Source organism: Pseudomonas sp. 5P_3.1_Bac2, assembly GCF_025465995.1.
Lineage (GTDB): Bacteria > Pseudomonadota > Gammaproteobacteria > Pseudomonadales > Pseudomonadaceae > Aquipseudomonas.
On record NZ_JANLNY010000006.1, the window covers coordinates 1,146,289 to 1,156,394 of the forward strand.

Below are 10,106 nucleotides of genomic sequence, written 5' to 3' on the forward strand. Positions count from 1 at the left end.
AAATGCTGGGGCGTTGATTCATGTGTCACTCGCTGACGAGCCGAACACGCTGCCATAAAAACAGGTGTTTATCCGCCCGGAAAGAACTTTTTAAGCCACCTCTTGCATTCCTTCCAATACCCCGTCAATCCAAGCTACGCCCGCCTTAATGATCTCCCTAGCTTTACGCTCACACATTCCGTTCGCATTACCAACACGCAGCGCTGGCCACTTCGCGCCAAAGTACAGCCATACAAAGTCCCCCATCTGCTTGTCACGCGCCGCAAGACGAGCAACAGCACGATCCACAACCAAGGCTACGCCATCAGTCAAGACATACGCCTTAATGCCGCCAACACAATTGGTGTTATCCCGAATCAGAACGAAGCTAGGAGAGACATACCGTGGCACACCCATACCATCCATCCGCCACCACCCCCACTGCTCCAATAGCCATTCAGTGTCACCCAGCGGCTTGTTCGTGTATTCACGCTTCTTCATCCAGTAACCCTCTGTAGGTCCCGCACCAGCGCCCGGTAATGGGCTTTGATGGCCTTGATCTCGTCGATGGTGTATTTCTTCGGTTCGTGCGGGCCTTCCAGCCACTCGACAGCATCCGCGCCGATCTTGCGCACCAGGCTGACTCGGTACCCGACGATGTTTCCCGACTTCTCTTTATTGCAGTTCTTATTGCACTGCTTGTGCACATTCAGCGGCTCAAACCGAAGCTCAGGCGCGGCAGCCACAGTTCGATAATGGCCAGCGGCGTACTGCACATTTGCGAAAGTTCCACAGCTGATGCAAGGCTGATCGGCGTCACGCAGGCGCACCCACTCGTTGAACGCTGCCTGAGCCTCTTTCAAGTGCTCGCCACGGGACTTGATCCGCTCCTTTGCCGCCTTGAGCTCTTTGCGCTCTAGCTGGGCCAGCGACTTGCGCTCTTTCTCGCCGGCGGCCTTGGCAAGAGCTACAGCGCAAGGCACCCCGCATGCGACCTGCAGAGGCTTTGCCGGCACGAAAGCCCCTTTGCAGTGACGGCACTTTTTGGGTTTGCCGCTGGCTGGCTTTAGTGGCTTGCGGGATAGGGTCATGCCGCCACCCAATCCAGTTTCGCTGGCATTGGTGGGATTGACTCCAGGGTGCTCAGGTTCAGTAGCGTGAAGTAGCCGCGCATGTGCGGCAACCAGCCAGCCGTATCGATGTGGAACACGTTGCCGAGCACAACCGGCGCATTGACAGGTGTATGGCCACAAACGACTGCGCGCACACCCTTTACCCCGGCGTGATCGTCGTCCGTAATCCGGCTGCGCGACCACATACAGGTGTTCTTAACCAGCTTCAGCCGCTTGGCTTCGGCCAGCTCGGACAGCTCAATTTGCAACTGGCCCCAATCATGGAATGGGCAGTCAGCGTGAACGATGCCAACCAGACCACCTTCGGTTTCAACCTCAATAGCGATTGGCAGCTCGCGGAACTGGGCGGCAAACTCTCTTTGCTCGTCCCAGGCCAAACTAGCGAACCATGCCCCGCCGTTGTAAAACCAGTTTTCTGTGTCGCAGGTGTTGAAGCGGCAAACGTAGTCGTCGTGATTTCCGCGCACCGGGTGGAACCAAGGTTTGCCCAACCACTCCAGTACATCGCGACACTCAGGCCCGCGATCGACAAGATCACCGACAGAGAACAGGCGATCTACCGCAGAATCAAAGCCTGCACGATCAAGGGCGGCCTGCAGTAAAGTGAAGCATCCGTGAATGTCGCCCACCGCGAAGTCACGGCCATCTGTGTTGCGCGTAAAGCGCTTAATTAGGCTCATGCAAAGCTCCCCATCTGCTCAGCAGCCGCCACTGCGTCAGCCTCAGTCTCGAAGTGAGCCGACAGCACAAGACGCCAGCAGGCGTTGAACACGTCCCGGTATAGGGCCTCAAATGCCAGATCATCCATGGCAGACCAGCTGATCGACTTGGCCTCTTTGCGGATGCCATCCGGCGACTGCACCAGCTTGAAGTGCCCGGCCTCTATCGTGATCCACTCGCGGAATGCTTCGCGGCTTTTGCCTACGGCCGGGAATCGCTCGGAACGCTCAGCTTCGAGCTGGGCCAGATACACGTCCACCGCCGTCTTAAGCTGGCCCGGCCGCTCGTTCAATTGCTCGAAGTACCGCTGCAGGCCGCGAATACCACGCAGTTCTTGGCGCGGGATCAGACCGCCTTTGGGCTCCCAATATTCCCAGGCCAAGTCGAGCATCGCGAAGAATTTGCCGTGGAACTTGGCGTTGCGCATCTTGCGAAAGTCACCATGGATCATCTGGCCGTGCTTGATCTTGCTGATCAGCTCACGGTCTGCCTCAGTTGCGGGGATTAGGCCGGCGCCGGAGCGCACCAAGGCTATATCAGCCATTGACCACCGCCTGCGCATCCGGCCAGTCATAAGCCCGATTGAAGTCGAGCCGATCCATCCGCTGATACTCCGAGCCCACCTCGCTAACAGGCTCAATGCGCCCGCGAATGTCGTAAAAATCGGCGCCGATTTTGGTGATCACGTGATTGCCGTCATACCAGGGCTCAGCGTCCGGGAAGGCCTGTTTCAGCAGCAGATAGACAGGGAAGCAGGCGCCATTCAGCCCGTGGCTCGGCATGGCGGGATGGACTTCACGCAGCGCGGCCAGGAATGCGATTGGATTAGGCATGTGCCCCCCGGGCGGATTCCCACTCAAAGGCGACACCAATGCAGCCGTTTTCGCGAATGCGATCAACGCAGCGGGCACCGAGAGCGTCATCCAGCTCTGCAGGCGACAGGTTGCTGACGATTACCATTGGACGGCATTGCTCGTAGCGACCATTGATGATGCTGAACAAGGTTGCTAGCTCAAACTCGCTTTGCTTGGTGGCGCCCACTTCATCCAGCACTAGCAGATCGGCCTCGATCAGCTCACGCATAATGCGAGCTTCTGAATCGCCAGACTTATCGCGAAAGGTTGCCTTGATGTCACTGATAACGTTGCCAACCGTGCGATAAATCGCCCGGACCATGCACTGGTTGATCAGGAAGCTAGTCGCCGCCGCGGCCAGGTGGGTTTTGCCGGTACCAACCCTACCCAGGAGCAACATGCAGCGCCCTTCACGCCGATGCTTTGAGAAGTTATCGACGTACTCAGCTACGGCCTCGTATGCAACCTTTTGCCCAAGGCTAGACGCCTCGAAATTGTCAAATGTCTTGTCGATGAAGCGCTTAGGAATTCGAGCCAGCTCATGCTGTCGAGCTCTGAACTGGGAGCGCTTGCGCTCAAGCTCTTCCATGTCTCGTTTGTCAGCCGCGCACACTGGGCATCCTGACAGACCGCCGGCCTTGATCAGTACAGCCAAATACTCGCCATGCGTTTCGCAATGAGCAGCCTGGCGACCAATCACGCCTAGCTTGCGATCCATGGCAATACCCAAGTTAGATACGGAATGTGCCATTGGCGTTCTCCTTGGTACCGGCTCGGTAATCGCGCTGGCTGGTAAGCGTGTGACGGCTGATCGGGAGCTGGTGAACATTGCCTGCCGGCTTAATCTCGTCTTCCCAACGCTTACCGTTGAGCCACGTAGCGGGGTGTGGAATGTACTGACCGCCATCCTTGGTCCACTCCGGGCAACCAACCTGGCTGGCCAGCGCACCAGTGATCAGAGTGAAAAGGCCATCAGTGACCTTGAGTTTCTTCCAAGCCTTTTCCGCAGCCGCCTTGCCCTTCCTGTTCGGGTACAGCCTCCAGAACTTCGGGAATAGGTCGGCTTCCGGTGCGCTCGACAATGCCGCAGGCGTTGATGGGATAAGGGGATCAGGAATCAGGTTAAGGGAATCAGGAATCAGAGAATCAGCCGGAGCGCTTCCGAGAATGGCAGAACCAGTACCGCCAAAATCGGAAGACGTACAACCCTCTGACGCGCAAGGGATAATCGACTCGGGTTCGTTGCGGTGCGGGTTCTGATGTTTGTCGAAGTTCTCTACCTGGATGTAGCGCTTCCCGATAACGGTGTATCGAGTGATAAATCCTTCATTAGCCAGCCACTGCAAAAGGCCGTCGGTGTCGAGGTTGTCGCGATACGGAAAAAGCTCGCCTTTAATGCGTAGCGGTCGATCCTCTAGACGACCAGCTTTATCAGCTAGCAGCCATAGCCCCTCAAACAGCAGGGTAAGCATTGGATCTGCCACGCCCAAAACTTCGTTCTTGAATAGTGCTGGTTTGATGTTGCGTGCGCGGGCCATTACATAACCTCCAAATCTATGTTGTACTCAGCCACCCGTACGGTCTTTCCGTCACGATTCACGACCTTGATCGACTTGCTAATGATCGGCCATCCCTCTGCTCGCAGGTTTTCGATTCGTGCCGCCAAGCGTGCGCAGCCGAACAAGGAAAGCGCACTAATGGCGGTCAGTCGGTTACCAGCCAATAAATGGGCAAGCACCTTTGCGCAATGACTGTTCGAGGTGTGGGTGTTCGGGTTTGCGTTCTGCGCCACAGAATTGAACGGGGCCGAAACGTGGCGTGCCACCCCTGCCCCCTGTAACCTATTGCCGCCTGCGCTTGTGTTGTTCATAACCGCCTCACTTGTTGTAGGTAAAGCCCCGGTCTGATTGCCGTCATTCGGGGCTTTTTTGTGCCCGAAGATAAAGAGCACTTTCTATCTTCCACATATTTCTAAAACTGCAACCCCGCGAAACAGGGCTGTTACAGGGCTTTTTTATTCAGGGGGTTTTATCTCTTGCTATCGCCGCTGTATGAATCATCAGCCCCACCGCAGGCCTGTTTTGGCTTGCTACCTGCCGCTAATATTTGAAGCGTGATCAGGCGGTTCACAGATCCTGCGACTGATGCGGGAATGGCCTGATTTCCACGGCTGTTAGTGAGCCATCCGCATGCTCAGTGACCGAAATGTCCCGCTCGGCCTTTAATGCCTTTGAGATAGCTGGTGCGCTGACTCCCAATGCCTTTGCAACAACTGATTGGCTGAGCCGCTCCACCAGCTCAGGCAGTGGCGTCTTCTTCATTTCAATGCCTCTGTTAGTGGTTTCACGAATCAAATATTAACCGGCGGTTAGAATCATTACAACACCGCCGGTTGAGGAATAGATGTTAACCTCCGGTTAAATTCAGCAGATGAGCAAAAAGAAAGATCTATCCCCAGACCTCAAAGCCGAGTGCGATGCCGCGAAGGCCCTTTTTACGTCGCGTAAAAATGCGCTCGGACTCACTCAGGCCAAAATTGCTGAAGCAGCTGATATTTCACCTGCCGCAGTAGCCATGTATCTGAACGGACAAAACCCACTGAATGCGAAGTTTGCTGCGGTTCTGTCCAGGCTGATTGAGGTGCCTGTAGAAAAGTTCAGCCCTCGGCTGGCTGCTGAAATACGCCAGATGCAGGCAGCGCCAAGCTCCGGAGACAACTCTGGGGCGGCAGAGAAAGTTCTAGAAATGCTGCGCAAGCATGCCGGAAAGAGTCTGGACGACACGGCTCAAGGGAAAATAGCCAAGGCGGTTGCTGATAGCCTTGTTGGTAGCAGCAACGTCATTACAGGCGACTTCTCTCGCCGCCCAACGGCTGGCGATGAAATCAGGATTGCGCATTACGACGTGCGTGGTTCACTTGGTGGTGGCCAGCAGGTTCAGGACTACCCTGAAGTTGTGCAAGACCTGACAGTCAGCCAGAGCCACCTCAGGGAGTTGGGCGTCACGTATAAAGATGCCTCTCACCTCAAGATGATTACAGGGTTTGGCCAGTCAATGGAGCCGACAATCCATCATCTTGACCCGATGATCGTGGACGTGAGCATTCGCGATTTCAACGGTGACGGCATCTATGCCTTGATCTGGCAAGGGCATTTCTACGTTAAGCGCCTGCAGATAGCGGATGAAGAGCACTTCGAAATGATTTCTGATAATCCGATGCATCCGCCTCGGAAAATAAGGATGGACGACACCTACATACAGGCCAGGGTCCTGTTGGTGTGGAATGCTAAAAAACTATAATAATGCAGCTGCTGACTAGCGCTCTGCAGGACTTACAAATCCCGAAAGGAATTTATGTAGATGGCAAAGCCTGACTTCCCCGCGCTTCTGACGCCAGGGATTCACCAAATGTCTTTGCAACAGCTACTTGCGTTAGCAGTAACACCGTTTCCTAACGACGCAAGAAGGACAGACCTCTCCCTAAAATTGACAACCTGGGTGAATGCATTACAAGCGGCAGGGGTGACTGGGCAACTCTGGATTGACGGTTCATTCCTGACCGAGAAGCCAAATCCTGGCGATATTGACTGCGTTCTTTGGTCTCCGGCGTGGGTTAGTCCGGCTTTAGTTACCCCTAATATTTTGAATCAAGTCCAGCAGCTTCTTGATCACGCTCACGCCGAAGCGGTGTATAACCTCGATTTCTACCTCGAAACTCCGGCACCTGATCAGATTTTTCATCGAGAAGCTTACTGGCGGGGTATCCTTGGTTACTGCCATGATCGCGTAACTGCAAAAGGCTTCGCGGAGATAACATTATGAGCAGCACCTTTCTTCGTGACCATGCGAACTCACTTGTAGTGTTCGCGGACGAAACAGCTCGCCGTGCCAAAGACAGTCCAGGCGACTTCTTTCTTCAGATGGCGGCGAAAAATCAAAGAGCGGCCGCCCTTTCAGTGTCTAAAAGAGCCTCATTACTTGAAGCTGATGATATGGGCGAGCTACTTGATGTGCGCCTAATTGGCCCTCGTGCAAATGGCAGCATACCTCTTGATAGCTTTCTTGAAACGATAGGGCCTTTATCAAAATCGTGGAAGTATGCCGCTCACAGGCTCCGGTACGGACATGATGCTGTTCGCGGGGCGGCATCAGACGTTATTGGTGCCTTAAACTTCAAATTAGCGGGACTGGCGCACGGATCAACGCATATCTACATTACCGGCAATGCAGCTCCAGATTTAACGGGTGAAAGCTTACTCCAAGCGACCCTGACCCAGACCTTTCGCCTGTTAAATGCAGGCCAGGAAGAGTTTTACGATGCAGTAGACGCTATTGGGGGAAAGGCAGCTCATCAGCTTGGGGAGTTCATGAAAGGCCTCGACAAGGCGGGCCTTGCTGTTCAATTTTCATGGAATGCAACTCGTGGAGCTCAGCGCTGGGAGGGTCGTCCCGATGAAATTACCCGGGTACGAGCCTTGCTTGATACTGTAAATGAGCCGGAACGATACAACGAAACAATTGAGGGAAGCGTTGCAGGGATCACGGATACGGGCCGCCTAGCGCTCAGAACAGCAGAAGGCAAGCTGTTAATCCGCTTTCCACTAAAGCTCACCGAAGAGGTGCAAAAGCTGAAGATTGCATCTCATGCCAGGGTGAAAGTTGAAACCCTGAAATACTGGGATTCAGTAGGCAAGAGAGATGTCTTTAAAAGACACCTTTTAAACGTAGAGTAATAGCCACACGCATAATGGCCCGGCATTTGGCCGGGCTATTTGTTTGAGTTTAAAAAGGCGCAAATTCCCCTGCCTCCTCATCTATCTCCGCCTCATCACCCTGCCCGCCCCATCCCAACGACACACCTCCATCATCGTTGAACACCATATCAATGCCGTCCGTCTCGGCTAACAACTCCATAACCCCATCCCAAGCCTGATCTGAATCTGTATCGAGCCGGTGAATCCTCACCTTGCGCTCTAGCTGCGCTTTGGGCGAGTTGATCATTGCCGATACGCGCAGACCTAGACGATCTGTGTCGCCCAGCTGTGGCTGAGCCTGCCCTGCGTTTGTTTTTGTTCTCTTTCCCATAACGCCCTCAGTACTGGATATACATACAGCAAGGAAAAAGACTATCGCATTGCGCTGGAAAAATAATTAACCGGCGGTATTGACCAACATATAAACCGGCGGTTAATCTTTGCTTCATCGAGACGCCAAACAGCGACTCACCGCTCTTTAAAAAACTAGACCGCCGAGCCTTCAGGCATAGAAGGCCAGCAACCCAACAGGGCAATGCTGCGAATCAGGAGCCAAGGGTTAAGCCCAAGGCAGCAAGTGCGGCGCACGCCCAAAAAGAGGTGGGAAGCGCCAAGGCCGGATAAGCGACCGGTGCTTGATTCGAGAACAGTTTTCACTGATGCACCTTCTCTGAGGGTGCATTGGGAAGACAACAAGGGAGGTGCGGCATGAGCGAGCTGCCCATTCACTATCGCTACATCGATGAGATTGGCCCTGCTGGAGTGACCATATCCTGCAAGAAGTTCGTTGCAGTTCGTGAGTCTGAGCACTTCTTCTGGATAGTGCAGCCATCTTACGAACTGGTTGCCAGGCACTCCATTGAGCGCGGACGGATACCTAGGTACGCAAAGCGCGTTCCAAAGGTTTCCACCAAGCGCTTTGCATATCCAGACAAGGCGGCGGCGTTGGAGTCGTATAAGGCACGCAAACGCTGGCAGATGAGTCACGCAACTCTCGCCCTAGAGAGGGCAAAGACAGCGCTTGAAGCAATTTCAGAAAGCAAAGAAATCACAGATGAGCACACCTGTCCGGGCGGTGACTACATAAAGCAGCTCGGATGGGGGTCGTATTGAGTTTTCACTTCTGCCCATTCCCTGAGTGGGCAGCGGGAAGGATTGACAGAGCGAGGCTCAAGATATGGAGCAAGCAGAACTGGTCTGCAAGAAGCACTACAGCTTCAAAGATGCCAGCAGCTGTGATCGCTGCCCTCTCTCACGCGAATGCCGGAGTGGGTGCGGAGCTGGTCAAGAAGCGCTGGAAGCCTGGCGCAAGAAGGTTGAAGACAAGGCTGCATCACTTAGCTAGACAGTGCAGCCCGGAGGTAATCATGCAATACATCGAACACGCAGGCTTCCGAGTTCAACTCGACGGCCTGACAGCTAAAGAGGGTCAGCTGATCGCCGCATCTGCCGCCGAGCAGTCTTACAAAGAAATGGCCCGCGACATGAAGGTCGCGCCGGACACGATCAAGAAGCGGGCTGACAGGGTGCGCTTCAAGATGGGCATGGCCAACACGATGCGCGGCGTAATCGTCGAGGCATTCAAGCGCGGCATCATCGCCCCGCTTGCCTTAGCCCTGATGTTCGGCTGCGGCTACATGCAGCAGGGTCAGCCACTGCGCCGGCCAGAGCGCCCACGTACACAGGTTCAATTCCGCATCGTTCGGCCAAGGGTCGAGCTAACGGTTTAATGAATCCAGCTAACACGACACGGGACGCCGCCTTGGGCAGCAGGACGCTTAACGGGGCAATAAGCAGGCTGGCCACCTGGGCGGTTCGGCCAAAACTATTCAGGCACTTTTACCCGGTTCGCCGGTTTTTTTCCCCTTCCATAAATCGCACCGGCAGGCGCCAGCACGGCTATTCGCAGGCGGCTGGTTACCCCTGCGCTGGCGTCTGACCAGTGCGATTCAGCGAGGATCACATCATGAGCGCATTACATTCAGCTCAGCTGGCTTACGACTATCAAGAACCACCTGTACCGTGGATCGAAACCAGGCAAGGTCTGGAGTATTTACAAGACGGAATACGACACCTGCTTCTTGGAATTGACGCGTCAACCATTAAGGGTGCCGACTTCATTAGCGAGTTCTCTCAACGACGCACGGAGCTGGAACAGCAAGACGCAAGCTTTGCCCTGGACTGGGCCTTGGCCAAGGGTGGCTTGGCGCCGATTAAGTACGCCGAGCTGGCCCGCGACGTTGCCCGCAGCATGCTCTATGACGCTCGCGACAAAGCAGAGGCCAGCGTTTCTTGGCTAGGAGGTCAGCTGTGAAAACGATCTATCCAAGCATTCAGGCCGCAATCGAAGCCCTGCAGTCGCGGGGCTTTTTGTTGGTCGCTGATCTGCCCAAGTCAGTGAAACTGGAGCGCCGTGGCGGGCGTTGCGTGGTGACGCTATGAACCGACTGCATGCCGCAAAACTAAAGCGCGCCCGGCGCCAAGAGCGTAACGCCCGCATTGAGGCGAGGCTAGGTAATGGGCCGGATGGGCTTGAATTGATCGATGGCGAATGGATAGCCCGTTGCAAATCATGCAGCAATCGCTATGTGCATGACGCTGATGCATCTTTGTTTGACTCGGACGCTAGTTATTGCGGCGGCAATCCTTGGTGCTTGCCATGACCG

17 protein-coding genes are annotated in these 10,106 nt (G+C 54.8%); 7 read left to right on the forward strand and 10 right to left on the reverse strand.

Annotated features, from left to right (window positions below; genetic code table 11):
- Nucleotides 1-90: 90 nt before the first annotated feature.
- The 9 genes from NTD81_RS09380 to NTD81_RS09420 form a co-directional block, all read right to left on the reverse strand.
- The gene (locus tag NTD81_RS09380) at nt 91-480 is read right to left on the reverse strand and encodes an antitermination protein Q (RefSeq protein WP_262181882.1); all 390 of its coding nucleotides are present in this window, start codon (nt 478-480) and stop codon (nt 91-93) included.
- On the reverse strand, nt 477-1,070 hold the full coding sequence (locus tag NTD81_RS09385; protein ID WP_262181883.1) for a recombination protein NinG: 594 nt from the start codon (nt 1,068-1,070) through the stop codon (nt 477-479). Before NTD81_RS09385 ends, NTD81_RS09380 begins: the two co-directional genes overlap by 4 nt.
- Nucleotides 1,067-1,792, reverse strand: a complete 726-nt coding sequence (locus tag NTD81_RS09390; RefSeq protein WP_262181885.1) for a metallophosphoesterase — start codon at nt 1,790-1,792, stop codon at nt 1,067-1,069. Before NTD81_RS09390 ends, NTD81_RS09385 begins: the two co-directional genes overlap by 4 nt.
- Nucleotides 1,789-2,376 carry a DUF1367 family protein gene (locus NTD81_RS09395; protein WP_262181887.1) on the reverse strand — a complete coding sequence of 196 codons (588 nt, stop codon included), beginning with the start codon at nt 2,374-2,376 and terminating at the stop codon, nt 1,789-1,791. Before NTD81_RS09395 ends, NTD81_RS09390 begins: the two co-directional genes overlap by 4 nt.
- Nucleotides 2,369-2,665 (reverse strand): hypothetical protein, encoded by a 297-nt coding sequence (locus NTD81_RS09400; protein ID WP_262181889.1) that lies wholly within the window; start codon nt 2,663-2,665, stop codon nt 2,369-2,371. The genes NTD81_RS09395 and NTD81_RS09400 overlap by 8 nt, the downstream gene beginning before the upstream one ends.
- Nucleotides 2,658-3,437: an ATP-binding protein gene (locus tag NTD81_RS09405; protein ID WP_262181891.1), complete on the reverse strand. Its 780-nt coding sequence runs from the start codon at nt 3,435-3,437 to the stop codon at nt 2,658-2,660. Before NTD81_RS09405 ends, NTD81_RS09400 begins: the two co-directional genes overlap by 8 nt.
- Entirely contained in the window at nt 3,418-4,224 is an 807-nt protein-coding gene (locus tag NTD81_RS09410) for a phage replication protein (RefSeq protein ID WP_262181893.1), read from the reverse strand. Before NTD81_RS09410 ends, NTD81_RS09405 begins: the two co-directional genes overlap by 20 nt.
- Nucleotides 4,224-4,556: a helix-turn-helix domain-containing protein gene (locus tag NTD81_RS09415; RefSeq protein ID WP_262181895.1), complete on the reverse strand. Its 333-nt coding sequence runs from the start codon at nt 4,554-4,556 to the stop codon at nt 4,224-4,226. Before NTD81_RS09415 ends, NTD81_RS09410 begins: the two co-directional genes overlap by 1 nt.
- 256 nt (nt 4,557-4,812) lie before the next feature.
- A complete protein-coding gene (locus tag NTD81_RS09420) occupies nt 4,813-5,007 on the reverse strand; it encodes a Cro/CI family transcriptional regulator (RefSeq protein ID WP_262181896.1) in 195 nt (64 codons plus the stop codon).
- A 109-nt stretch (nt 5,008-5,116) separates the two neighbouring features.
- On the opposite strand from NTD81_RS09420, the gene NTD81_RS09425 reads away from it, so the two are divergent.
- Genes NTD81_RS09425 through NTD81_RS09435 form a run of 3 tightly spaced genes read left to right on the forward strand, consistent with a single transcriptional unit; the run spans nt 5,117 to nt 7,419 of the window.
- Nucleotides 5,117-5,986, forward strand: coding sequence for a LexA family transcriptional regulator (locus NTD81_RS09425; RefSeq protein WP_262181897.1), 870 nt, complete (start codon nt 5,117-5,119; stop codon nt 5,984-5,986).
- Between the two features lie 60 nt (nt 5,987-6,046).
- Complete coding sequence (locus NTD81_RS09430; protein ID WP_262181898.1) at nt 6,047-6,508, forward strand: DUF6932 family protein; 462 nt, start codon at nt 6,047-6,049, stop codon at nt 6,506-6,508.
- Complete coding sequence (locus NTD81_RS09435; protein ID WP_262181899.1) at nt 6,505-7,419, forward strand: hypothetical protein; 915 nt, start codon at nt 6,505-6,507, stop codon at nt 7,417-7,419. The genes NTD81_RS09430 and NTD81_RS09435 overlap by 4 nt, the downstream gene beginning before the upstream one ends.
- A gap of 49 nt (nt 7,420-7,468) precedes the next feature.
- Here NTD81_RS09435 and NTD81_RS09440 read toward each other — a convergent pair whose 3' ends face one another.
- Nucleotides 7,469-7,771, reverse strand: coding sequence for a DUF1654 domain-containing protein (locus tag NTD81_RS09440; protein ID WP_262181900.1), 303 nt, complete (start codon nt 7,769-7,771; stop codon nt 7,469-7,471).
- A 377-nt stretch (nt 7,772-8,148) separates the two neighbouring features.
- On the opposite strand from NTD81_RS09440, the gene NTD81_RS09445 reads away from it, so the two are divergent.
- The 4 genes from NTD81_RS09445 to NTD81_RS09460 all read left to right on the forward strand — a co-directional run bounded on the left by NTD81_RS09445 (nt 8,149) and on the right by NTD81_RS09460 (nt 9,882).
- The gene (locus NTD81_RS09445) at nt 8,149-8,553 is read left to right on the forward strand and encodes a hypothetical protein (RefSeq protein ID WP_262181901.1); all 405 of its coding nucleotides are present in this window, start codon (nt 8,149-8,151) and stop codon (nt 8,551-8,553) included.
- A gap of 254 nt (nt 8,554-8,807) precedes the next feature.
- Nucleotides 8,808-9,170 carry a helix-turn-helix transcriptional regulator gene (locus NTD81_RS09450; protein ID WP_262181902.1) on the forward strand — a complete coding sequence of 121 codons (363 nt, stop codon included), beginning with the start codon at nt 8,808-8,810 and terminating at the stop codon, nt 9,168-9,170.
- Between the two features lie 236 nt (nt 9,171-9,406).
- Entirely contained in the window at nt 9,407-9,754 is a 348-nt protein-coding gene (locus NTD81_RS09455; protein ID WP_262181903.1) for a hypothetical protein, read from the forward strand.
- Entirely contained in the window at nt 9,751-9,882 is a 132-nt protein-coding gene (locus NTD81_RS09460) for a hypothetical protein (protein WP_262181904.1), read from the forward strand. The genes NTD81_RS09455 and NTD81_RS09460 overlap by 4 nt, the downstream gene beginning before the upstream one ends.
- Nucleotides 9,883-10,106: the final 224 nt, after the last annotated feature.